Source organism: Bradyrhizobium tropiciagri, assembly GCF_018130505.1.
GTDB lineage: Bacteria > Pseudomonadota > Alphaproteobacteria > Rhizobiales > Xanthobacteraceae > Bradyrhizobium > Bradyrhizobium tropiciagri_B.
On sequence record NZ_JAFCKH010000003.1, the window covers coordinates 372,138 to 395,426 of the forward strand.

Here is a 23,289-nt window from a genome sequence, read left to right on the forward strand (position 1 = left end):
CGGCGAACACCGGCAGCACCCCGACGCCCTTGACCACGCTGGCATCCTGACGCTGCGTGGGTCGCGCGCTTGGCGGAGCGTGTCGCCGCGCGATCCCACGGAAGCCGATGCGGCATCAGGTCCCACAAGATCGCTTTGACGTCAGGTGTTGTTCGCTCCATTATACACGTATTGGTAGAGGGGCATCTGGACATGCAGTCCTTGGATATTGAAGCGCCCCGTTCACGCAGGCTGCGCATTTTTGCCTTCGATCCCAGCCTCGCGCAACGGACGGATACAGCGGCCATTCAGGAAATCGTCGTCGCCATTCCCTGGGAACGGAGTGCCGACGGCGGCCGGCTGCCTGAGGGACCGGTCGGCGAATACATCGAAGTCGTGGACGTCGACCCAGCCAGCGGTGCCGTGTACCCGCCGGTCAATCTCGACGATCCCAATCTTCTTGCGCAGGACGGGTTGTCGCCCTCCGAAGGCAACCCGCAATTTCATCAACAGATGGTCTACGCGGTCGCGATGACCACGATCGGGCATTTCGAACGTGCGCTGGGAAGGGTCGCACTTTGGGCGCCGCGGAGGCAGGCGCCCGACAAGACCAGCAAGGAATGGCGGAGCGAGTTCGTCCGCCGTCTGCGCATCTATCCTCATGCATTGCGCGACCAGAATGCCTACTACAGTCCGTCGAAGCGAGCGCTGTTGTTCGGGTATTTTTCGGTGCTGTCCAAGGATGCGGACAACACACCCGGAACCACCGTGTTCGCCTGTCTCTCGCATGACATCATCGCGCACGAGACGACGCATGCGTTGCTGGATGGTGTTCACCCGCGCTTCAACGAACCGAGCAATCCGGACGTTCACGCCTTCCACGAGGGGTTCGCCGACATCGTAGCGATGTTCCAGCACTTCTCCTACGCCGGCGTGCTGCGCGATCAGATCGGACGCACGCGCGGTCAGCTCAATGACAGCGAGAGCCTGCTCGGACAATTGGCGCAGCAGTTCGGACGTGCCACGGGACGGGGCAATGCGCTGAGGGATGCGCTCGGCGAGACGGGCAAGGACGGAAAGTGGCGGCGCCGCATGCCCGATCCCCGCGCGCTCGATAAGATCGGTGAGCCGCATGCACGCGGCGCGATCCTGGTGGCCGCGGTGTTCGGCGCCTTCCTGCTCGTCTACAAGCGTCGAACGTCCGATCTGTTTCGGCTCGCGACGCAGGGTACCGGCATACTTCCCGAGGGTGAAATCTCGCCCGACCTCGCCAACCGATTGGCCGAGGAGGCATCGCGCTGTGCGCGCGATCTTCTACATATGTGCATTCGGGCGCTGGATTATTGTCCCCCCGTGGGGATCACGTTCGGCGACTATCTGCGCGCAATCGTCACCGGCGACGTCAATCTCAATGCGGACGATGACCTCGGTTATCGCGTGGCCCTGATCGAGAGCTTCCGCGCATGGGGTATCTATCCGCGCGGCATCCGTAGCATGTCGATCGAGGGGCTGGTGTGGCCGTCGGGCGCAGAGGTGATCGCCGAGGCGGAAATCGCGGCGAAGGGCGGCAAACGAATGAAGCGGACGGGGGCGACGCCGTCCAAAGAGGCGATCAAATCGGCGCGCGACAGCAGCGCGAGCGACATCGCCGACCTGTTTACCGACGTGCAGAAGGCGGGACGATACGGCGGCTCCGACGCCTCGGCCTTCAAGGGAAGCTCACGATTTCACAAATGGGACCTCAGCAGCGATCGCTACCAGGTCTGGCGCAACATGGAGGAAAGTCGCGCCGCCGTGTGGCGCTGGCTGGTGCTCGGCAAGGGGAAGAAATACCTCGACGCGTTCGGTCTGGTGATCGACGAGGATGCCCCGAAGACCGTTTATAGGAATGCGTTTGGCGAGCCGACCATCGAGGTGCATTCGGTGCGAACCGCATTGCGGCGGGATTCCCGGGGGCAGACGGTAACCGACATCGTTGTCGAGGCGACCCAGCGGCGTCGCGGCTATTTCGAGGCGCAACAGCAAAAGGACAAGGACGAGTCGAAGAAGCCGATAGGACAGCGCGAGGACGGCGATTTCAAATTTCGCGCCGGCTGCACGATCATCATCGACGGCACCAAGAACACCTTCCGTCATATCATTCGGACGCCCGGAAGGATCGACGATGACGGCGAACTCGAGATCGTCCGTGCGTACCTCACCGGTGAGGCGGAAGACGACCAGAACGCGTTCGACGGCCGCCGGCAACGCAGCCTGAGCGAGCCGCGCGCCGCATGCGACGAGCCGTTTGCGATCCTGCATCGCCATCACGAGGATTGATCATGGCCAGGACAGCGCGCAAGTCAGCCAAGAGGCACCGCAAGAGCACGGCGGCCAAAGCAGCGGCAACGAAGAAAAAGACGACGAGGAAAGCCGGGAAAAGCAAAGCTGCGAAGAAGGTGGCGAAGAAACCGGCGAAGAAACCGGGAGCCAAGCCACCTGCCTCGAATGGCTCCGGCGAGCCCATGAGACCGCCGCAAGATGGCGTGAAGATCCGGATGTACCGTCACGGCCACGGCGACTGCTTCCTGCTAGCGTTCCCGGGACGGGATGGGGAGCCCGTCTACGTTCTGATCGACTGTGGCTACAAGCCCGGCTCGAACGTGGCCTATGGGCTGTCCGACATGGACGCCATCATCAGGAATATCTCGGACGCCACCAACAAACATCTCGATCTCGTGGTGGTGACACACGAGCATCAGGATCACGTCAACGGTTTCGGCAAGCCGGGGACGTCACCATTCGACGACTTCACGATCGGCGAAGCCTGGTTCGCGTGGACCGAAAGTCCGAATGACAAGCTGGCAATCGAATTGCGCCGGCGCCACGGCGACCAGCTCCTGGGATTGGTCGCGGCCCGCAACCAGTTGGCCGTCGCATCTCCGGACGCGGTCGGAAATCTCGATGCACTCCTGATGCTCGAGCTCGGCGTCGATACCGCCAGCGATTTCGCGGCCGCGGCCGCAGCCAAGAAGAAGGACCCGCAAAATTCCGTCAACAAACAGGGCATGAAGCTGATCAAGGACAAGGCGGGCAAGGAGAGAACGGTCTATGTTGTGCCGCACCAGAACTCTCTGAAGATACCGCGCGTCGATGGCGTCCGCGTTCATGCGCTCGGGCCGCCGCACGATGCGGATTTGCTGAAGGACGAGGATCCGCAGGGTTCGGAAGCGTTTCCCGGCCATGGCTTCGGTGCGAGAGCCTCGTTCTTTGCGGCTGCGAAAGCCGGCCCGGGAGAACGGAATGGCATCGATCCTTTCTATAGCCGGTTTGCGATCCCCCTGGATGAGGCTTTCAAGCATCCGCAGCACAGCGCCTTCTTCAAGCGCCACTATGGCGAAGAGCAGGGACGAGTCGCCCCGGCAGAACAGCCGGACGAGTGCGCTGACAATCCCGATTGGCGGCGTATTGACGGCGATTGGCTGTTCTCGGCGGAGGAATTGGCACTGGTGCTGAACAGGGGGATCAACAACACCAGTCTGGTGCTGGCCTTCGAGCTCGAGAAATCCGGCAAGGTACTTCTGTTCGTGGGAGACGCGCAGCGCGGCAACTGGAAGTCCTGGACCACTCACAAGAAGGAGCACGACAAGATTGATCTCGTGCGCGACCTGTTGGGCCGCACGGTATTGTACAAGGTCGGCCATCACGGCAGCCATAACGCGACCCTGAACGGCACCGACGACAGCGACTACCCTTGCCTGGACTGGATGGGGCAGGGCAAGCACGCCGACGAGTTCGCTGCAATGATCACGGCAGTCAACGCATGGGCCTTGAAGGTCAAGCCAAAGCCTTGGGTTCATCCGCTGCCCTCGATCAAGGCCGCCCTGCACAAGAAGGCGCAGGGGCGCGTCTTTCAGATCGATACGCCGACCGTGGACAAGCCCGCGGGCGTCTCCGCCGGCGAGTGGCAGGATTTCCAGAGCAGGGTCCGGATCGATGCCAACGGCCTGTTCTTCGACTATGAAGTGCACAACTAGGGCGAAACGGGATCGGGCTGAGCTACGGCGGCAAGGGCGGTTCACCTCGCTCGAGTGGTAAGGTGCACCGAACCGCAACGCGCTTATTCAATCGAGACTCAGCCCGCTCGGCTTACCGTCCCTCGCGCAGCCAGGTCGCCGCAAAGGCGCCGAGCAGCAGCAGCAGGCCGACCAGGCCGGCGAACATCGGCAGCACCCCGACGCCCTTGACCACGCTGGCGTCGCGCATCCTGACGCCGAGCCAGCCGTCGCCGCGGAAGATCGACGAGGTGTGCACCGGCACGATGCGCGGCATGTCGAGGCTCGATCCGTCGACGATGCGCCGCGCGTCGCCGCCGGTCGCCTGCGCCAGCGGCTTCAGCGTCTCGGTGGTCGAGGTGACTTCCGAAAACTCCTTCGGATTGGTCGGGCCGACATTGATCAGCGCCTTCAGCGTGCCGTCGGTCGCCTGCCACAGGCCGAGCTCGTCGGCGGGCAGCGTCGCGCGCCACTCGCCGGGATCACCGGCAGTCAGCGTCAGTTCGCGCGTCGTGCCGCTCGGCGAGGTCACGGTGACCGGCGAGACCGTGTCGGCCATGGTCTGGCGCACCACGACGAGGTCCTTGCCCTGCACCTGCATGCGCAGCGCCTCTTCGTCGAGATCGGGCTGCTTCATCAGCCAGTGCGACATCCGCCGCAGCAGATCGAGATGCGGGCCGCCGCCCTCATAGCCGCGCGCCCACAGCCAGATATGGTCGGACAGCAGCAGCGCGACGCGGCCCTCGCCGAAGCGCGACAGCAGCAGCAGCGGCTTGCCGTCGGCGCCGGTCATGACCGGCGGATTGATCGCATTGCGGGTATCGACGGTGCGGAAGAACCGGCTCCAGTGCGGCGGCTCCGAAGCCGAGCCCTCGAGCCCGCGCGTCACCGGGTGGCGTTTCCCGGCATCGCTGAGATGCGCATAGAACGGCTTCTCGGTGACGCCGACCGGCTCGGCCGGCAGCACCGAATCCAGCGGCGTGCGCCAGATGCTGGTGGTCGAGGCGTAGTCGGGGCCGGCCGAGACCAGCACCGCGCCGCCGGAGCGGACATAGCGCGCGATGTTGTCGAAATAGGCGATCGGCAGCACGCCCTGGCGGGCGTAGCGGTCGAAGATGATCAGCTGGAAATCGTTGATCCGCTGCTGGAACAGCTCGCGGGTCGGAAACGCGATCAGCGACAGCTCGTTGATCGGCGTGCCGTCCTGCTTCTCCGGCGGACGCAGGATGGTGAAATGCACAAGATCGACGCTGGGATCCGACTTCAACAGGTTGCGCCAGGTGCGCTCGCCGGAATGCGGCTCGCCGGAGACCAGCAGCACGCGCAGCTTGTCGCGCACGCCGTCGATCGCGACCACGGCGCGGTTGTTGACCGGCGTCAGCTCGTTGGCCAGCGGCGAGGCCTCGATCTCCACGATGTTGGGACCGGCGTGCTTGATGTCGATGTCGACGCTCGCGGTCTGGCCGCTGCTCAGCGTGCGCTCGTTGATCACCTCGCCGTCGCGGCGCACCGTGACCTTGGCGCGCTCGCCGCTGACGCCCTGGTCGTCGAGCCGGTAGGTGATGGTCTGCGGCTTGCCGACGATTCCGAAGCGCGGTGCCGCGGTGATGGCGATGCGGCGGTCGCGCTCGTCCTTGCGGCCGGTGATCAGCGCATGCACCGGCGCCTGGAAGCCGAGCGACTGGGCGTTGGCGGGAATGTCGTGCACGCGGCCGTCGGTGATCAGGAAGGCGCCGGCGACGCGCTCGACCGGGACGTCCGAGAGCGCGGAGGTGAGGGCGCCGAACAGCTTGGTGCCGTCGGTCTCGCCATCGGCCTGGCCGGCGTCGACGACGCGAACTTCGAGGCCCTTGATCTGCTTCAGGCTGTTGACCAGCGCCTCGCGTGCCTTGTCGGTCTCCTGGTTGCGCGTGCCGAAGTTCTGGCTCGGGCTCTTGTCGACCACGACGGCGGCGACCGAGGACAGCGGCTCGCGGTCCTCGCGGGTGAAGGAGGGATTGGCGAGCGCCAGCAGGATCAGCGCCAGCGCCGCGACCCGCACCGCGGCGCCGCGCGAACGCGACACCAGCAGCAGCGCCGCGATCACGACGATCGCACCGAGCGCGAGCCACAGCACGAGCGAAGGGACCAGCGGTGTGAACGCGATACCGTAGTTCATATTATTGTCCCAGCCGCTCGATCAAGGCAGGCGCGTGCACCTGGTCGGCCTTGTAGTTGCCGGTCAGCGTGTACATCACGATGTTGACGCCGGCGCGGAAGGCGAATTCGCGCTGGCGCGGCTCGCCCGGCGTCAGCGGCAGCATCGGCTGGCCGTCGGGGCGGATCGCCCAGGCGCCGGCAAGGTCGTTCGAGGTGATGATGATCGGGGAGACGCCGTCGCCGCCGCGTGCCGGGCGCTGCGCGGCCTCCTCGTCGTCGTCCTCGCGCGGCAGCGTCTCGACCCAGGTCTGGCCGGAATTGAAGCGGCCGGGGAAGTCGCGCAGCAGATAGAACGTCTTGGTCAGCACGTGCTCGCGCGGCACCGGCTCGAGCTCGGGGACGTCGAGGGTCGACAGCAGTTCGCGCAGGGTCTGCATCGCCGGCGTCTGCGCGCCGCCATTGTCGCCCGGCGGCGCCTCGACGGCGTCGCGGGTGTCGAACACGACGGTGCCGCCCTGCTTCATGTAGGCGTCGATCTTGTTGATGGCGTCCTGCGGCGGCTTGGGCGCGCCCGGCACGATCGGCCAGTAGATCAGCGGGAAGAAGGCGAGCTCGTCGCGCGCCGGGTCGACGCCGACGGGATCGCCCGCCTCGAGCGCGGTGCGCTGCGCCAGGAACAGCGTCAGGCCGCTCATCCCGGCCTTGACGATGGCATCGACGTCGGCATTGCCGGTCACGACATAGGCGAGCCGGGTCTGCGACACCGCGCGGATGGCGTACTCGTCGTTGTTCTGCGCGCGCGTCGGCGACGGCGCCATCGCGGCGAGCATGAAGGCGAAGGCGAGCACCGCAGGCGCCGCGCGCCTTCGGATCAGCGCGGCGAGGCCGCCGCCGAGCATCGCCACCACGATGGCGTCGATCAGGAACAGCGCCAGCGCCGTCGACAGCATGATGCCGCGCAGGTCGCGCGGTTCGGTGTTGGTGTAGCTCGCGTGCTGCGCCTTGAGGCCGGAGGTGTCGAGCGGCGCGATGCGGTCAGCGGAGGCGAGGGTGTTGACCGCGATCGGGCTTTCCGCCGTGCCGTAGAAGCCGGGCGGATGATCCGCCGTGCCGCGGTCGCGATAGTCGGCCGGCATCGGCTTGGCGGTCGACGGCGGCGGGCCGAACGCGCCGAAACCGTCGAGCGTGCGCAGCGGCGCGACCATCTCGGCCTTGGGATCGCTGGCGACGCCCGGGCCGGGCGTCGAGGTGTAGCCGGACATGTCGATCAGCCGCCGTAGCATCTCGACGAAGGTACCGGACATCGGCAGATCCGACCAGCGCATGTCGGCGCCGACGTGGAACAGGCTGAGCACGCCCTTGCCGCGCCGCTCGCCGGTGACCAGCGGCGTGCCGTCTTCCAGCGACGCCCAGCTCTTGGTCGCGAGCACCGCGTCGGGCTCGGCCAGCACCTGCCGGCTCACGGTGATGTCCTTCGGCACGGTAAGGCTCGCGAACGGTCCGTCGGCGGCGAACGAGGCCATGTGTTGCGGCTTCTCCCAGGTCAGGCTGCCGCCGAGCGTGCGGCCGCCCTTGCGCAGCTTGACCGGCACGAGATCGTCGTCGGCCTGTGCGAGGCGGGGGCCGGCGAAGCGCACCAGCACGCCGCCCTGGTCGATCCAGGCGTTGAGGCGGTCGCGGATCTCGGGCGACACCGTGCCGACGTCGGCCATCACGATCATCGGCAGCCGCTGGTCGAGGAACTGGGCGATCGCCTGCTGCGGCGAGCCGCGATCGCCGAGCCGGATGTCGGCAAACGGCGACAGCGCGCGGGACAGGTAGAAGGTCGAGGCGAGCAGCGGCTGCGCCGTGTCGGCGCTCGAGCCCGAGACCACGCCGATGGCGCGGCGGCGCCAGCGCCGGTCGAGCAGCTGCACGGCGCCGGCGGAGCGCTCGCCGGCGATTTCGAGCCGCGCGATGTCGTTGCGGAGCTCGACCGGAAGATCGAATGCGGCCTCGGTCTCGCGCTCCTCGGGGCGGAACGTGTAGCGGGCCTCGCCGATCGGAGAGCCCTTGGCGTCGACCGCACGCACCGTGCCGCCCGCGATCCCGCTTCCGGTGCGCAGCACCTTCACCGTCATCTTGGCAGCGGCGTTCTCGGCCGCGACCAGGGCCTGCGCGGACGGCGCGCCATCCGAATAGATCGTCAAATTGCGGCCCTCGATGACCTTGCCGAGCCCCTCGGCGAATTCGCTGCCGCGGCCGGTGTCGACGCCATCGGACAGCCAGACGAGGTCGGCATCACCGGTCGATTTCAGGAAACGCCCGAGCGCAGTGAGGGTCTCGACGCGGTCGATCGAGTACGGCTTCGGAGCGAGCTGGCGCAGCGCCACGCGCGCGGTGCCGGCCGGCATCAGCGTGATGTCGCGTGCCGCCTCCGACAGCGGCACCAGCGCGACGCCGCGGCGGTCGGCGTTGGCGTCGGTGATCAGTTCGTCGGCGGCCTTGATTCGCGCGTCCCAGCTCGCCGCGGCGCTCCAGCCGTCGTCGAGCAGCACCACCAGCGGCAGCTTGCTCGCGGCGATGCCGGTTTGCGGATTCCAGATCGGGCCGGCGGCGGCGAGGATGACCAGCGCGGCGGCGGCGAGCCGCAGCAGGGTCAGCCACCACGGCGTGCGCGAGGGCGTCTCCTCCTTCGGTGCGATGTCGAACAACAGCCGCGTCGGCGGGAATTCGACGCGCCGCGGCCGCGGCGGCATCACGCGCAGCAGCCACCACAGCACCGGCAGGCTGACGAGCCCGATCAGCAGCAGCGGTTCGGCAAAGGAGAGGGGGAGACCTGCGATCATGCGCTGCGCCCCGCCTTGACGGTCGAGCGTCCGCCGGCCTTGCTCACCATCATCCCGGCATGCAGGAACAGCAGCAGCTCGGCCGCGGAGCGGCTGGTGGTGTGGGTCGAGAACAGCCAGTCGAGCTGGTTGGTCTCGGCGCGGATCTGGTCGCGATGCAGCGCGACGCGGGCGACGTAGTCGATTGCCCAGCTTTCGGCGCGGCCCGCGGTGATGACGCCGCCGGCCTCGGGCTCGACGAACTCGACGCGGCCGGAATAGGGGAAGGTCTCCTCGGCGGGATCGACGATCTGGATCAGCGAACCATGCGCGCCGGACGAGGCGAGCCCGGCCAGCATGGTCGTGATCTCGGAGATTGGCGACCAGAAGTCCGACAGCACCACGATCTCGGCGAGCGACGACGGCACGAAGGCCGGCGGCAGGCTGGCGCGCGTCGCTTCGTCATGCAGTATCGCCTGCGCCATCTTGTCGATCACGGCGCGGCTCGCGGTCGGCATCATCAGACCGGGGATGCCGACGCGTTCGCCGCCGGAGACCAGGAGCTCGGCCAGCGCGAAGGCGACGATCAGGCCGCGCTCGAGCTTGGAGTCGCGGGCCTCGCGCGAGGCAAACGCCATCGAGGGGGAACGGTCGGGCCAGATCCAGACCGTGTGCGCGGCCTCCCATTCCTGCTCGCGGACATAGAGATGGTCGTCGCGCCCGGAGCGGCGCCAGTCGACGCGCTGCGCCGGCTCGCCGGATACGAAGCGGCGGTACTGCCAGAAGCTCTCGCCGGAGCCGGCGCGGCGGCGGCCATGCAGGCCGTGGATGACATTGGCCGCGATGCGGCGAGCCTCAAGCACCAGGCGCGGCAGCGATGCGGCGAGCGTGCGGCTTTCGCCATCAGCACGTCGGACCGCCAGGATCTCCTCTTGCTGGTGCCTGTTGTCAGCGGCCATCAACCGATCCGCGTCTTCAATTGTCTGATCACGTCAGGAATAGTGCGGCCCTCGGCGCGTGCCGAGAAGGTCAGGGCCATGCGGTGCTTGAGCACGGGCTCGGCGAGATCGAGCACGTCGTCGATCGACGGCGCGAGGCGGCCGTCGAGCAGCGCACGGGCGCGCACCGCGAGCATCAGCGACTGGCTGGCGCGGGGACCGGGTCCCCAGGCGATCAGCTTGCCGGCTTCGCCGCCCTCGGGGCCGGGGCGCGCGGCGCGCACCAGCGACAGGATCGCTTCGACCACGGAGTCGCCGACCGGCAGGCGGCGCACCAGCCGCTGCGCCGCGAGCAACGTCTCGGCGTCCATCGACGGCTTGGCGGCGGTCTCCTCGGCACCGGTGGTCTCGAACAGGATGCGCCGCTCGGCGTCGCGATCGGGATAGTCGACGTCGATTTCCATCAGGAAGCGGTCGAGCTGCGCCTCGGGCAGCGGATAGGTGCCTTCCTGCTCCAGCGGGTTCTGCGTCGCCAGCACGTGGAACGGCTTCGGCAGATCGTGCCGCGCGCCGGCGATGGTGATGTGCTGCTCCTGCATCGCCTGCAGCAGCGCCGACTGGGTGCGCGGGCTGGCGCGGTTGATCTCGTCGGCCATCAACAGCTGCGCGAACACCGGACCCGAGATGAAGCGGAACGAGCGCTTGCCGGCGGAGCTCTCGTCGAGCACCTCGGCGCCGAGAATGTCCGACGGCATCAGGTCGGGCGTGAACTGGATGCGCTTGGCATCGAGCCCGAGCGTGACGCCGAGCGTTTCGACCAGCTTTGTTTTCGCAAGACCGGGCACGCCGATCAGCAGCGCATGACCGCCGGACAGGATCGTCACCAAGGTGTTTTCGATCACCTGGTCCTGGCCGAAGATGACGGTGGAGACCGCTTCCTTTGCGGCGCGGATCTGGCCGGCGACCTGCTCGGCCGAACGGACGATCACATCCTCCAGTTTCTCGACGCTGTCTGCACCAGCCATTCGGTCTACTCCGTTTCTCGACGATCCGCGCATGGCCGCGTCGTCGTCTGCGTCGTCATCGCATGGCCCTCATGCTAAACCTGCGCGAAGGCCATGTATTCGTTGAATTAAACTATCCCCACCTTATCGGTATTTCAGGGTATGAACGGCATCACGATGTGGCGAGAATGACGTCCCGACCACATCTCAGCTACGTGCACCAAATGTGCCAGATTGAGGGTTGGAAAGTTTAAGGCAAACAATGGCGAAGCAAGGGCAAACCGGTCCCGCCAGTGAAACTGCGGGCCGTGAATCCACGGGACAATCCACCGGCCTTGGCGGCAAGGGCCTCGACGGCCTCACCGCCGCCGCCAATCGGGCTGCGGCATCGAGTCCGGCCGGACGCAAGGGTCTGCCGCCGGTTCACCTGTGGAATCCGCCATTCTGCGGCGATCTCGACATGCGAATCGCGTCCGACGGCACCTGGTTCTACATGGGAACGCCGATCGGCCGGCCGGCGCTGGTGCGGCTGTTCTCCACCATCCTGAAGCGCGAGGAGGGCAAGCACTTTCTCGTGACACCGGTCGAGAAGGTCGGCATCCGCGTCGACGATGCGCCGTTCCTTGCGGTTGAAATGCAGACGCAGGCGGACGAACGCGGCCGCCTGCTCAGGTTCCGGACCAATGTCGACGACTGGGTCGATTGCGAGAAGGGCCACGGCCTCCGATTCGAGGCCGCCGAGGACGGCGGGCTGACGCCCTATCTGCATGTCCGCGCCGACCTCTGGGCCAAGGTCACGCGCGCGCTCTACTACGATCTGGTTGACATGGGCGAGGCGCGGATGGTCGATGGTCAGGAGATGTTCGGCATCGAGTCCGGCGGCGAGTTTTTCGCGATGGCCGATGCCAGCCAGGTGAGGGACGCACTTTGAACGAGCCGTTGCTGAAGGTGGAGCCGGCGACGATCAGCTCGACGGAATTCTTTGCGCGGGCCCGCACGCGGCTCAATTTCGATGTGCCCCCGGGCCTGGTCGATCCGAATATCATTCCGCGCACCGGAGATTCCGGCAACGACCGCATGCTCGAGATCGTCGCGCAGGAGCAGCCGGTGCGGCCGGCCGCGGTGCTGATCCCGGTGGTCGATCATCCCGAGCCGACCGTGCTGTTGACGCAGCGCTCGCCCAATCTGTCCAGCCATGCCGGGCAGATCTCGTTTCCCGGCGGCAAGATCGACGCCACCGACGCTTCCCCGCTCGACGCGGCGCTGCGCGAGGCGTGCGAGGAGGTCGGGCTGAAGCGCGAATATATCGACCCGGTCGGCTATCTGGACCTCTACGGCACCGCGTTCGGCTTCCGCATCCTGCCGACGGTCGCCAAGGTGAAGCCGGGCTTCGCCCTCGAGATCAACGAGGCCGAGGTGGTCGATGCCTTCGAGGTGCCGCTCGCGTTCCTGATGAACCCGGAAAATCACCAGATCCACATCAAGGAATTCCGCGGCATGGACCGGTCCTATTACGCGATGCCGTTCGCCGAGCGTTACATCTGGGGTGCGACCGCCGGCATCCTGCGCGTACTGTATGAGCGGATCTACCTGTCATGATCCGCACGGTGTTGACCGAGATCGGCGTCTTCCTGATCCCGTTCGCGGTCTATGCCATCTTCCTCATCGCGACCCGCGCCGGTGTGACGCTGCCGGCGTCATGGCCGCTCGACATGTTGGCGAAGTTGACGCTGGCGGCGTTGGTGCTGGTCATCGCAAGTTTCGTCCTGCTGGCTGAATACACCGGCGCGCCGCCGAACTCGACCTACGTTCCCGCCCATATCGACGAGCACGGCAGGCTGGTGCCCGGAGCTGAGCATGAGTGAGGCACGCCTGCTGTCCGATGCGCCGTGGCTGGCCTCGGGGCCGGCCGCGCGCGTGCTCGCGCTGCTCAATGCCGACGGCGAGGAGGCGCGGGTGATCGGCGGCGCGGTGCGCAACGCCTTGATGCGCATTCCGCTCGGCGACATCGACATCGCGACGACCGCGCCGCCCGACGAGGTGGTCCGCCGCGCCAAGCGGGCCGGCATCAAGAGCGTGCCGACCGGCATCGAGCACGGCACCGTGACGCTGGTCGTCGAGGGCCAGCCGTTCGAGGTGACCACGCTGCGCGAGGACACCGAGACCTATGGCCGCAAGGCCAGGGTGACGTTCGGCCGCGACTGGGTGCGCGACGCGATGCGGCGCGATTTCACCATCAACGGCCTGTCGGTCGATGCTGCCGGGGTCGTGCACGATCATGTCGGCGGGCTTGCCGATATCGAGGCGCGGCGCGTGCGCTTCATCGGCGATCCCGCGCAGCGGATCGCGGAAGACTATTTGCGCATCCTGCGCTTCTTCCGTTTCCACGCCGCCTACGGCGCCGGAGAGGTCGATCGCGCCGGCTATCTCGCCTGCATCGGCGGCCGCGACGGGCTCGCGGGTCTCTCGGCCGAGCGCATCCGGATGGAGATGCTCAAGCTCGTGGTGGCTGATGGTGCCGCGGCCGCGGTCGTCGCAATGGGCGACGGCGGTCTGCTGCAGCCGCTGTTCGGCGGCGTCAGCTATACCGGTCCGTTCGCCGCGATGATCGAGATCGAGCGGCTGATGGAGCTGGCCCCTGGCGCGGTGCGCCGGCTCGCCGCGCTGACGGTCGCCGTGACCGAGGATGCGCGCCGCATCGCCGGCCGGCTGCGGCTCTCGAATGCCGAGGCCAAGGCGCTCGACTCGATGGGGCATCGCTGGTGGCGGCTGCCGGGCATGGACGAGGCGCATGCGAAGCGCCGGCTCTACCGGCTCGACGAAGAGCCTTATCGCGACCGCCTATTGCTGGCCTGGGCGCGTAGCGGCGCGCACCGAGATGTCGATCAATGGCGTGCACTCGCCACGCTGCCGCAGCGCTGGCGCGCGCCGCATTTTCCCCTGCGGGCCTCGGATTTCATCGCGCGCGGCATTGCCGAAGGACCGGCGCTCGGCCATGTCCTGACGCTGGCGGAGGATGCCTGGCTGGCCGCGGACTTTCCGCTGGAGCCCAAGGTTCTGGCTGAGATCGCCGACCAGACCGTATCGCGCTTCACCCGCGACCACCGGCTGTGACCCGCCGACTGTGACTTACCGGCTGTGAATCGCCGCCCAAACTTCGCCGCCGCCGGGCTCGCCGGCAGCGTGCGATGGTCGATGGCTGCATGCGCTTCGGGGAACGAGGCAGACGATGCCGCCGGCCATTCGCCAGGCAGCATCGCGCCGCGGGATATTACGCGGCCTTACGCTTCTTCTTGCGGTCGCCGTCGTCGTCTTCGTCCTCGTCGTCTTCTTCCTCGTCTTCGTCTTCGTCCTCGTCATCCTCTTCTTCGTCGTCTTCCTCTTCGTCCTCTTCCGGATCGAGTTCGGTCGACTCGAGTGCGATGACCGGCAGCGTCTCGCGAAACAGGTCGCCGTCGACGCCCATCCAGAGGCACTCGACGTTCTCTTCGTTGACTTCCACAACCGTCAGCGGATGGCCGCCGGATTTCAGGATGACAACATCGCCTGGCTTCAGTTCCATGATCTTCCCTCCGCGTATGATGACGCCGGTGGGCACGCTAGCGAGCGGTGATGACAGTCCGATCACGGCCGGTCGCGGAAGGATCGATTTGAGGTGGAAAAGGTGCCGCTGTACTATTTCTGTGCTGAAGGCAGCAGTTCGGTCAGCGAACGGATGATGCGGTCGGGCTTGATCGTCGATCCCGGCGGCAGCCCGTCGCCGTGCACGTCCATCCAGATCGCGTAGATGCCAAGCCGCTGCGGCGCCACGACTTCCCACTCGAGATTGTCGCCGATCATCCAGGTCTCCGGTGCGGTGACACCGAGCGCCTCCATCGCATGCAGATAGGCGCGCTCCTCCGGCTTGCCGAAGCCGTGCTCGCCCTCGATCTGGATGTGGTCGAAGCGATGGCCGAGCGCGAACCGCTCGACCTTGGCACGCTGCATGTCGGCGTTGCCGTTGGTGACCAGCGCGAGCTTGATGCCGAGCGCCTTGAACGTATCGATCGCCTCATGCGCGCCGGGAAACACGAACATCGCCTCCTCGCGATAGGCGGTGAAGCGGTCGGCGATGCGGTCGGCGAGATCGTCGGGTAGGGCGCGATGGCCGGCGGCCGCGAGCGCAGCGAAGCCGCCTCTCGCCGTGATCCGCCGCGCCTCGCCGAGCTTGATCCGCCAGATCGGCTCCGCCGTCGACCAGAATTTTCGCGCCGACGCCAACAGCGCGGCCGCAACTTCGCCCGGGGGCAGCGGTGCCAGCTCGTCGGCGAATTCGGCGGCGATCGTGTTCCAGGCGATCTCGGGACGGCCATAGGCCGACAGGATGGTGTCATCCATGTCGATCAGCATCGCGCGCGGCAGTTCGATCAGGGCCATTTCACCTCCGGCGGCAGCGACGACAGGATCGAATCCACATTGCCGCCGGTCTTCAGCCCGAAGATGGTGCCGCGGTCATAGAGCAGGTTGAACTCGACATAGCGGCCGCGGCGGACCAATTGCTCCTCGCGATCCTCCGGCCGCCAGGCGGCCGCGAAATTGCGCCGCACCAGTTCGGGATAGATATTCAGGAAGCCGCGCCCGACGTCCTGGGTGAAGGCGAGATCGGCCTCCCAGTCGCCGCTGTCGTGCCAGTCATAGAAGATGCCGCCGATGCCGCGGGCTTCCTTGCGATGCGGCAGGTAGAAATATTCGTCGCACCACTTCTTGTACTTCTCGTAATCGGCGACCGGACTGCTGCACGCCGCTTTCATGGCGGCGTGGAAGGCGAGCGTATCGGCGTCCTCCTGGGTGCGGCGTCGGTCCAGCACCGGCGTCAGGTCGGCACCGCCGCCGAACCATGCCTTGGTGGTGACGACGAAGCGCGTGTTCATGTGCACGGCCGGCACGTTCGGATTGCGCAAATGCGCGATCAGCGAGATGCCCGAGGCCCAGAACCTCGGATCGTCGGCGGCGCCCGGAATCTGCGCGCGAAATTCGGGGGCGAATTCGCCATGCACGGTCGAGCAGTGCACGCCGACCTTCTCGAACAGCCGGCCCTTCATGATCGACATCACGCCGCCGCCGCCCGGCCTGCCGCTGTGATCGGTGCGGTCCCAAGGCGTGCGCGCGAAGCGGCCGGCGTCGCCGGGGTAGAGCGTTGCGGGCGCCTCGTCCTCGAGCCGTTCGAGCGCGGCGCAGATGTCGTCGCGCAAGGTCTCGAACCAGCCGCGCGCACGCGCCTTGCGATCTTCTGTGATGGCGGGGTCTGTGGGCAGCATGTCTATTCCTGCGGTCCGTAATAGGTGCAGCTCTCGCTGCAGCTGTCGCGATGCACGCTGACGCGGGTCAGCTTCGCTGAGTGCTGCAGCCGCTCCCAGATGAAGCGCGACAGGTTCTCCAGCGTCGGCGGGCCGAGCCCCTCGACCTTGTTGAGCAGCTTGTGGTCGAGCGTCTTGCGCACCTCTTCCATGCTGCGTTCGAGCAGGCCGAGATCGACCACCATGCCGGTGGCCGGATCCGGCGTGCCGCGAACGGTGACTTCGGCACGGAACGAGTGACCGTGGATCTCTTCGCTGTCGGCACCAAATGTCGTTCCGGACAGCGCATGCGCAGCCTCGAACCGGAACGCCTTCGTCAATTCCCACATCTCTTTCAACAATCCAGTTCTTGTTATTCTATCTGATGCCGAGCGACTTGTGCGTCTGCACGCTGAGCCGCCATTGCGGATGCTTCAGGCAGTAATCGATCGCGCGCGCGGTGTTCTCGATCACCTCGGGGCCGTCCATCGGCTGCAGCGAGAAGCGCTCGAAGGCGAGGTTCGCGAAATCCTCCGGCCGGTTCTCCGGCTGCGGATAGACCAGCTTCAGCTCATGCCCCTTGCGCACCACGAGCTCGCTGTCGGCCTTCGGGCTGACGCAGATCCAGTCGAGCCCGTCGGGCGGGGTGATGGTGCCATTGGTCTCGATCGCGATCGCAAAGCCGTGCCCGTGCAGGGCGTCGATCAGGTCGGTGTCGACCTGCAGCAGCGGTTCGCCGCCGGTCAGCACCACGTAGCGGTCGGCGTCGCCGCCGGTCCATTGCGCCGCGATGGTGTCGGCAAGCTCCCGGGCCGTCGCATAGCGGCCGCCCAGCGTGCCGTCGGTGCCGACGAAATCGGTGTCGCAGAACCGGCAGACCGCCCCGGCGCGGTCCTGCTCGCGGCCGCTCCACAGGTTGCAGCCGGCGAAGCGGCAGAACACGGAGGCGCGGCCCGCATGGGCGCCTTCGCCCTGCAGGGTCAGAAATATCTCCTTGACCGCGTAGCTCACCAAAAATCCCTTTAATCTGAACCTGTCGAACCGGTCTGGCGCAGCGCCTCGCCGATCGCCATGGCCGCCGTGACGGCCACGTTGAGCGAGCGCAGCTGAGGCCTGATCGGAATCACCAACCGCGCATCCGCGGCCGCCACCACCGCGTCGGTGACCCCGGCCGTCTCGCGCCCGAAGAGCAGGACATCGGAGGCGGCATAGGCGAAATCAAGGTAGGATTCCGCCGCCTTGGTCGTGAACAGGACCAGCCGGCAGCCGGCCTCGGCCCGCCATTCCTCGAATTTCGACCATGAGTCGTGACGCTTCAACCGCACATGGTCGAGATAGTCCATACCCGCCCTGCGGAAATGCCGGTCCGATGTGTCGAAACCCGCCGGCTCGATGATATGGGCCGCCACGTCCAGGCAGGCGCACAGGCGCAGAATCGTCCCTGTATTCTGAGGGATATCGGGCTGGAACAGCGCGATCTGCATGGTGCTCACGACCTGTGAAGACTGGATGAAATTGTCTCTATAAAACATCGCCCGGGGCGGATTTCGTGCATTGCACGCTTGCGAGCCGATAGCGGGCTTGCACTCATCCGGCAAGGGTGCCAATAGAACGATTCTGGACTGCCGTTCCGGCATTTGGGGTGTGGAATGGTGGTTTTCTGCCGCCGCGGGGGCCGCGGGCGCCGGCAGCCTTTCCTGGGCGCGTTCCCGCGTCTCCGGGGCGGTTTCACCGGCTGCGGATATGAAAGGGCTTGGAAACGTGACGACAGCGTCTTCGGCGGACCATCCGACACGCCGTGATTTCCTTTTTGTTGCAACCGGGGCCGCTGCTGCGGTTGGCGCCGCGTCCGTCGTCTGGCCGCTGGTCGCCCAGATGAACCCGGATGCCGCGACGATCGCGGCCGGTGCGCCGATCGAGGTCGATCTGACGCCGATCGCCGAGGGCCAGGACATCAAGGTCTTCTGGCGCGGCAAGCCGATCTACATCAGCCATCGTACCAAGAAGCAGATCGAAGAGGCGCAGAACGTGCAGCTCTCGAGCCTGCCCGATCCGCAGCCCGACTCGGCGCGCGTCAAGGCGGGCCACGACCAGTGGCTGGTCGTGATCGGCATCTGCACCCATCTCGGCTGTATCCCGATCGCCCACGAGGGCAATTACGACGGCTTCTTCTGCCCCTGCCACGGCTCGCAGTACGACTCCTCCGGTCGTATCCGTCAGGGGCCGGCGCCCGCCAACTTGGCGGTGCCGCCCTATACCTTCGTTTCCGACACCAAAATCCAGATCGGCTAAGTCCCGGAGCTTCCGGGGCTTCGGCTTCCACTTGGACCCATCGCGTCGTTTTTCTTCTCAGGATCGCATCAATGAGCGGACCATCCGATTATCAACCGAGCAACCCCGCCTTGAAGTGGATCGAACGGCGCCTTCCGATCTTCGGCCTGGTCCACTCGTCCTTCGTGGCCTATCCGACGCCGCGCAATCTGAACTACTGGTGGACCTTCGGCGCCATCCTCTCGATGATGCTGGCGCTGCAGATCCTGACCGGCGTGATCCTGGCGATGCACTACACGCCGCACGCCGACCTCGCCTTCAAGTCGGTTGAGCTGATCGTCCGCGACGTCAATTACGGCTGGCTGCTGCGCAACATGCATGCCTGCGGCGCGTCGATGTTCTTCTTCGCGGTCTACATCCACATGTTCCGCGGCCTCTATTACGGGTCGTACAAGGAGCCGCGCGAGGTGCTGTGGATCCTCGGTGTCATCATCTACCTCTTGATGATGGCGACCGGCTTCATGGGCTACGTGCTGCCGTGGGGCCAGATGAGCTTCTGGGGCGCCACCGTCATCACCAACCTGTTCTCGGCGATCCCTTATTTCGGCGAGAGCATCGTGACGCTGCTGTGGGGCGGCTATTCGGTCGGCAACCCGACGCTGAATCGCTTCTTCTCGCTGCACTACCTGTTGCCCTTCGTGATCGCCGGCGTCGTCGTGCTGCACGTCTGGGCGCTGCACGTCGCGGGCCAGAACAATCCGGCCGGCGTCGAGGCGAAGACCGAGAAGGACACGGTGCCGTTCACGCCGTATGCGACGATCAAGGACATGTTCGGCGTGTCCTGCTTCCTGCTGTTCTTTTCCTGGTTCATCTTCTACATGCCGAACTATCTCGGCGACGCCGACAACTACATTCCGGCGAACCCGGGCGTGACCCCGGCGCACATCGTGCCCGAATGGTACTACCTGCCGTTCTACGCGATCCTGCGCTCGATCCCGAACAAGCTCGCCGGCGTCGTGGCGATGTTCTCGGCGATCATCATCCTGTGCTTCCTGCCCTGGCTCGACAGCGCACGGACCCGGTCGTCGAAGTACCGCCCGCTGGCCAAGCAGTTCTTCTGGATCTTCGTCGTGGTCTGCATCGGCCTCGGCTATCTCGGCTCGCAGCCGCCGGAAGGCATCTACGTGGTCGCCGGCCGCATCCTGACGGTCTGCTACTTCGCCTACTTCCTGATCGTGCTGCCGCTGCTCTCCTACATCGAGACGCCGCGGCCGGTGCCGAACTCGATCGCCGACGACGTGCTGGCGAAGAGCAAGGGCAAGGCCGCGACGGTGGCGTCGATCATGCTCGCACTCGTGGTCGCCGGCGGCGTGCTGCTCGGCGGCGCGCAGAGCGCCAAGGCAGAGGAGGGCGGCGACAAGCCGCCAGCCCAGAAGTGGTCGTTCTCCGGGCCTTTCGGTACCTATGATCGCGGTTCGCTGCAGCGCGGCCTGAAGGTCTACAAGGAAGTCTGCGCGGCCTGCCATGGCCTGTCCTATGTCGCGTTCCGCAACCTTGCCGACCCCGGCGGTCCCGGCTACTCGGCGGCGCAGGCCTCGGCGTTCGCCTCGGACTACAAGATCAAGGACGGCCCGAACGACCAGGGCGAGATGTTCGAGCGTCCCGGCCGTGCCGCGGACTACTTCCCCTCGCCGTTCCCGAACGAGCAGGCTGCGCGTGCGGCCAACGGCGGCGCGGCGCCGCCCGACCTGTCGCTGATTGCGAAGGCGCGTTCCTACAAGCGCGGCTTCCCGATGTTCCTGGTCGATTTCTTCAGCCAGTACCAGGAGCAGGGTCCGGACTACGTCGACGCGATCCTGCAGGGCTTCGAGGAGAAGGTGCCGGCCGGCATCACCATCCCGGAGGGCTCGTACTACAACAAGTACTTCCCCGGTCACGCCATCAAGATGCCGAAGCCGCTCTCCGACGGTCAGGTGACCTTTGACGACGGTTCGCCGGCCACGGTCGCGCAGTACGCGCATGACGTGACGACGTTCCTGATGTGGGCCGCCGAACCGCACATGGAGGCGCGCAAGCGGCTCGGTCTGCAGGTGTTCGCGTTCCTGATCATCTTCGCCGGCCTGATGTACTTCACCAAGAAGAAGGTCTGGGCCGACGCGCACTGACGCGAAGGCGCGACATCTCGTGAAATTGAAAAGCCCCTTCGGGGGCTTTTTGTTTTGATGCTCGTCATTGCGAGCGCAGCGAAGCAATCCACCTATCCGTTATGCGGAGTCATGGATTGCTTCGCTGCGCTCGCAATGACGGCTGGTGGATTGCTTCCTGGCTGCAGTGCGGACAGAATGCCGGCCAATCGACCGGCAAACCTTGCGGAGGAACTCATGGGTACCAGCATCAGCTTCAAGCGTCCGGACGGCAAGGATGCCACGGGCTATCTCGCCAACGCTGCGCGCGGCAACGCGCCGGGTGTCGTCGTGATCCAGGAATGGTGGGGCCTGTCGGACCAGATCAAGGGCCTGTGCGACCGCTTCGCGGTGGCCGGTTTCGATGCGCTGGCGCCCGATCTCTACAAGGGCAAGGTGGTGCCATATCACGACACCGACGCGGCCGGCAAAGAGATGAACTCGCTCGACTTCATGGACGCCACCACGCAGACGGTGCGCGGCGCCGCGCAGTATCTCGCCAAGAACGGCGCCAAGGTCGGCCTGACCGGTTTCTGCCTCGGCGGCGCGGTGACCATCATCGGTTCGGTGCATGTGCCGGAACTGGCCGCGGGCGTTGTGTTCTACGGCATTCCGCCGGAGCAGGCCGCGAAGCCGGCCGACGTCAAGATCCCGCTGCAGGCGCACTTCGCCAACAAGGACGACTGGTGCACGCCGGAACTGGTGGGCAGTTTCGAGAAGGCGATGAAGGCCGCCGGCAAGTCGCTCGAACTGTTCCGCTACGACGCCGAGCACGCCTTCGTCAACGAGCAGCGCCAATCGGTGCACGACCGCGAAGCCGCCGAACTCGCCTGGGGCCGCGCGACGGACTTCTTCAAGAAGCATCTGGGGTAGGGCGGTCGGCCGTCACGCGCGTCGTCCCGGCGAAGGCCGGGACCCATACGCCGCGGCCATCGCAATAGGCACCTTGGCAGTCATCATCTTATGATAACTGCATCCTGTGGTTATGGGTCCCGGCCTTCGCCGGGACGACGGAGCGTTGGGCTTCTCGTGCCTCACCACGAAACAGGCGCGGTGCGAAGCACGCAGCGCAATCACCTCCAATGATCGCATAACGTCACCGCAAGCGTCAGCACCGATACCAGAAACGCGGATCGCGCGAGCATTTTGCTCTTTCGCGCATCGGCTGCAGCCATCTCTGCTTCGTGCGCGCGGTTGAAGACTTCCTTGTAGCGTTCGTCGTTCGACATCTCGGGCTCCAGTTGCGTTGGAGCCATGTCGTGCAGGGAAAACGGCGTGGGTAAGGCGCGAGACATCGATCGACACGTTGTGCACCCCGGCGGGGTGATTGTTCCAACCCGCCTCCCGTAGCCCGGATGAAGCGAAGCGCAATCCGGGGCAGTCTCAACCGCAAAGAGACCGGTCCCGGATTGCGCTGCGCTTCATCCGGGCTACGCATTCTCAATTCTTCTCGCGCACCCCGTCCCACCACGGGCAGGTCCCCGACATCAGCTTGAAATTGCCTTCCATCACCTGCACCGGCGCGCGGCGGCCTTCAGCGGCGGCGCGCATCCGCATCTCGCGGGCGACGGCGCGGTCCTCCGGCGACAGCCAGACGCGCTCATGACCCCACAGGCTGGGCCCGTCATGCATCTCGAACGGCGTCCAGTTCGCCGGATCGATCTCGCGGCCGCCCCAGCCGCACTCGACCATGAAGGACGACGGCGATTTGGCGTAGAACGACGTCATCAGGTCGTTGGTGTGGCGGCCGAGCGTGACGTTGACGCGGTCTTCCTTCTGCGCGACGTCGTAGGCTTGGCCGACATCGTCGAGCGAGAACAGCTCCACCATCAGATGATGCATGCCGTTCTTGCCGGTCTCGATCAGCGCCAGCGAGTGGTGGCGTGGATTGACGTGGAAGAAATAAGCGCGGAACGGCTTTTCGATGTAGTCGCTGAGGCCGAAACCGAGCACGTCGACATAGAAGCTCATGACGGACGCGATGTGCTCGACCGTCAGCACGGCATGGCCGAGCCCTTGCGGCCCGGTGCGGAAGCCGGAGATCGATCGCCCCGGCTTGAACGGCGTGTCGTCGATCTCGGCGCCATGAAACGCCTCGAGACGGTTGCCGGCCGGATCGTGGAACGAGATCAGGCCACGCACCCGCCTGGCATCGGCGAGCGTCTGCGGCTCTGATGTCACCGCTACGCCGGCGCGCTCGAGCCGCGCCGCCAGCGCGTCGAGCGCTGCGGCATCCGCCACCTCCCAGCCGAAGAAGCGCGTGCCTTCGCCCTGCGCACGGTCGATCACGATACGTTGCTTGCGATCGTCCATCCGGAAGGCGAGCAGCGAGTTGCCGCGCTCGACCGCCTGCAGCCCGACGAGGCCGGTGCCGAATTGCCGCCAGTCGTCGAGGGCGTCCGAACCGAACCCGGCATATCCGAGACCCAAAATTGCCATGCGCGCTCTCCGCCATTGTCTGCTTTTTGGGCGGTCGATCGGCCGCCGTTGGCGCAAATCCTACGCGGATTCCGGTCCGTTCAAATCCGAAAAAGGGTGTCCCGGAGCGGGGCAGGGGCGTCGCCCCTCCCTTGACACGGCCCGCGCCCGGTGGTGAGTAGCTGCCATGAGCACCGTTGC

General features: G+C 66.1%; 21 protein-coding genes. 9 read left to right on the forward strand and 12 right to left on the reverse strand.

The genetic code is table 11. The annotated features are described in order from the left end of the window. Positions 1 to 192: 192 nt before the first annotated feature. The gene (locus JQ633_RS09340; RefSeq protein WP_211984695.1) at positions 193 to 2,298 is read left to right on the forward strand and encodes a hypothetical protein; all 2,106 of its coding nucleotides are present in this window, start codon (positions 193 to 195) and stop codon (positions 2,296 to 2,298) included. A 2-nt stretch (positions 2,299 to 2,300) separates the two neighbouring features. Beyond that, the gene (locus tag JQ633_RS09345; RefSeq protein ID WP_249159047.1) at positions 2,301 to 3,995 is read left to right on the forward strand and encodes a hypothetical protein; all 1,695 of its coding nucleotides are present in this window, start codon (positions 2,301 to 2,303) and stop codon (positions 3,993 to 3,995) included. A 112-nt stretch (positions 3,996 to 4,107) separates the two neighbouring features. Here the strand turns inward: JQ633_RS09345 and JQ633_RS09350 are convergent, their stop codons facing one another. Genes JQ633_RS09350 through JQ633_RS09365 form a run of 4 tightly spaced genes read right to left on the reverse strand, consistent with a single transcriptional unit; the run spans position 4,108 to position 10,922 of the window. After that, a complete protein-coding gene (locus JQ633_RS09350; RefSeq protein ID WP_211984696.1) occupies positions 4,108 to 6,171 on the reverse strand; it encodes a hypothetical protein in 2,064 nt (687 codons plus the stop codon). Position 6,172: 1 nt separating this feature from the next. Further along, complete coding sequence (locus JQ633_RS09355) at positions 6,173 to 8,977, reverse strand: DUF4159 domain-containing protein (protein WP_211984959.1); 2,805 nt, start codon at positions 8,975 to 8,977, stop codon at positions 6,173 to 6,175. Continuing rightward, complete coding sequence (locus tag JQ633_RS09360) at positions 8,977 to 9,918, reverse strand: DUF58 domain-containing protein (protein ID WP_211984697.1); 942 nt, start codon at positions 9,916 to 9,918, stop codon at positions 8,977 to 8,979. The genes JQ633_RS09355 and JQ633_RS09360 overlap by 1 nt, the downstream gene beginning before the upstream one ends. Next, positions 9,918 to 10,922: an AAA family ATPase gene (locus tag JQ633_RS09365; protein ID WP_211984698.1), complete on the reverse strand. Its 1,005-nt coding sequence runs from the start codon at positions 10,920 to 10,922 to the stop codon at positions 9,918 to 9,920. The genes JQ633_RS09360 and JQ633_RS09365 overlap by 1 nt, the downstream gene beginning before the upstream one ends. A gap of 241 nt (positions 10,923 to 11,163) precedes the next feature. On the opposite strand from JQ633_RS09365, the gene JQ633_RS09370 reads away from it, so the two are divergent. Genes JQ633_RS09370 through JQ633_RS09385 form a run of 4 tightly spaced genes read left to right on the forward strand, consistent with a single transcriptional unit; the run spans position 11,164 to position 14,015 of the window. Next, positions 11,164 to 11,832: a DUF1285 domain-containing protein gene (locus tag JQ633_RS09370; RefSeq protein ID WP_211984699.1), complete on the forward strand. Its 669-nt coding sequence runs from the start codon at positions 11,164 to 11,166 to the stop codon at positions 11,830 to 11,832. A gap of 32 nt (positions 11,833 to 11,864) precedes the next feature. After that, positions 11,865 to 12,500: a CoA pyrophosphatase gene (locus tag JQ633_RS09375; protein ID WP_433995639.1), complete on the forward strand. Its 636-nt coding sequence runs from the start codon at positions 11,865 to 11,867 to the stop codon at positions 12,498 to 12,500. Continuing rightward, positions 12,497 to 12,766, forward strand: a complete 270-nt coding sequence (locus JQ633_RS09380; protein ID WP_211984701.1) for a DUF6111 family protein — start codon at positions 12,497 to 12,499, stop codon at positions 12,764 to 12,766. The genes JQ633_RS09375 and JQ633_RS09380 overlap by 4 nt, the downstream gene beginning before the upstream one ends. Beyond that, on the forward strand, positions 12,759 to 14,015 hold the full coding sequence (locus JQ633_RS09385) for a CCA tRNA nucleotidyltransferase (RefSeq protein ID WP_211984702.1): 1,257 nt from the start codon (positions 12,759 to 12,761) through the stop codon (positions 14,013 to 14,015). Before JQ633_RS09380 ends, JQ633_RS09385 begins: the two co-directional genes overlap by 8 nt. Before the next feature lie 157 nt (positions 14,016 to 14,172). On the opposite strand, the gene JQ633_RS09390 is transcribed toward JQ633_RS09385, so the two are convergent. The 6 genes from JQ633_RS09390 to JQ633_RS09415 form a co-directional block, all read right to left on the reverse strand. Next, on the reverse strand, positions 14,173 to 14,463 hold the full coding sequence (locus JQ633_RS09390; protein ID WP_211984703.1) for a DUF2158 domain-containing protein: 291 nt from the start codon (positions 14,461 to 14,463) through the stop codon (positions 14,173 to 14,175). A 113-nt stretch (positions 14,464 to 14,576) separates the two neighbouring features. After that, positions 14,577 to 15,317: an HAD family hydrolase gene (locus JQ633_RS09395; RefSeq protein WP_211984704.1), complete on the reverse strand. Its 741-nt coding sequence runs from the start codon at positions 15,315 to 15,317 to the stop codon at positions 14,577 to 14,579. After that, a complete protein-coding gene (gene hemF, locus JQ633_RS09400; protein ID WP_211984705.1) occupies positions 15,308 to 16,198 on the reverse strand; it encodes an oxygen-dependent coproporphyrinogen oxidase in 891 nt (296 codons plus the stop codon). Before hemF ends, JQ633_RS09395 begins: the two co-directional genes overlap by 10 nt. Positions 16,199 to 16,200: 2 nt before the next feature. Further along, positions 16,201 to 16,566: a 6-pyruvoyl trahydropterin synthase family protein gene (locus JQ633_RS09405; RefSeq protein WP_211984706.1), complete on the reverse strand. Its 366-nt coding sequence runs from the start codon at positions 16,564 to 16,566 to the stop codon at positions 16,201 to 16,203. A 28-nt stretch (positions 16,567 to 16,594) separates the two neighbouring features. Continuing rightward, the gene (queE, locus tag JQ633_RS09410; protein ID WP_211984707.1) at positions 16,595 to 17,227 is read right to left on the reverse strand and encodes a 7-carboxy-7-deazaguanine synthase; all 633 of its coding nucleotides are present in this window, start codon (positions 17,225 to 17,227) and stop codon (positions 16,595 to 16,597) included. Between the two features lie 11 nt (positions 17,228 to 17,238). Then, positions 17,239 to 17,700, reverse strand: coding sequence for a tRNA (cytidine(34)-2'-O)-methyltransferase (locus tag JQ633_RS09415; protein WP_211984708.1), 462 nt, complete (start codon positions 17,698 to 17,700; stop codon positions 17,239 to 17,241). Between the two features lie 277 nt (positions 17,701 to 17,977). Between JQ633_RS09415 and petA the strand changes: the two genes are divergently transcribed. The 3 genes from petA (at position 17,978) to JQ633_RS09430 (ending at position 21,543) form a co-directional block, all read left to right on the forward strand. After that, positions 17,978 to 18,508, forward strand: coding sequence for a ubiquinol-cytochrome c reductase iron-sulfur subunit (petA, locus tag JQ633_RS09420; protein WP_211984960.1), 531 nt, complete (start codon positions 17,978 to 17,980; stop codon positions 18,506 to 18,508). A 71-nt stretch (positions 18,509 to 18,579) separates the two neighbouring features. Beyond that, complete coding sequence (locus tag JQ633_RS09425; protein WP_211984709.1) at positions 18,580 to 20,652, forward strand: cytochrome c1; 2,073 nt, start codon at positions 18,580 to 18,582, stop codon at positions 20,650 to 20,652. 216 nt (positions 20,653 to 20,868) lie between these two features. Further along, positions 20,869 to 21,543: a dienelactone hydrolase family protein gene (locus JQ633_RS09430; protein WP_211984710.1), complete on the forward strand. Its 675-nt coding sequence runs from the start codon at positions 20,869 to 20,871 to the stop codon at positions 21,541 to 21,543. Between the two features lie 200 nt (positions 21,544 to 21,743). Here JQ633_RS09430 and JQ633_RS09435 read toward each other — a convergent pair whose 3' ends face one another. Together JQ633_RS09435 and JQ633_RS09440 are read right to left on the reverse strand one after the other, a co-directional pair. Further along, complete coding sequence (locus JQ633_RS09435; RefSeq protein ID WP_211984711.1) at positions 21,744 to 21,899, reverse strand: hypothetical protein; 156 nt, start codon at positions 21,897 to 21,899, stop codon at positions 21,744 to 21,746. Positions 21,900 to 22,110: 211 nt separating this feature from the next. Beyond that, the gene (locus JQ633_RS09440; protein ID WP_211984712.1) at positions 22,111 to 23,109 is read right to left on the reverse strand and encodes a VOC family protein; all 999 of its coding nucleotides are present in this window, start codon (positions 23,107 to 23,109) and stop codon (positions 22,111 to 22,113) included. Positions 23,110 to 23,289 lie beyond the last annotated feature (180 nt).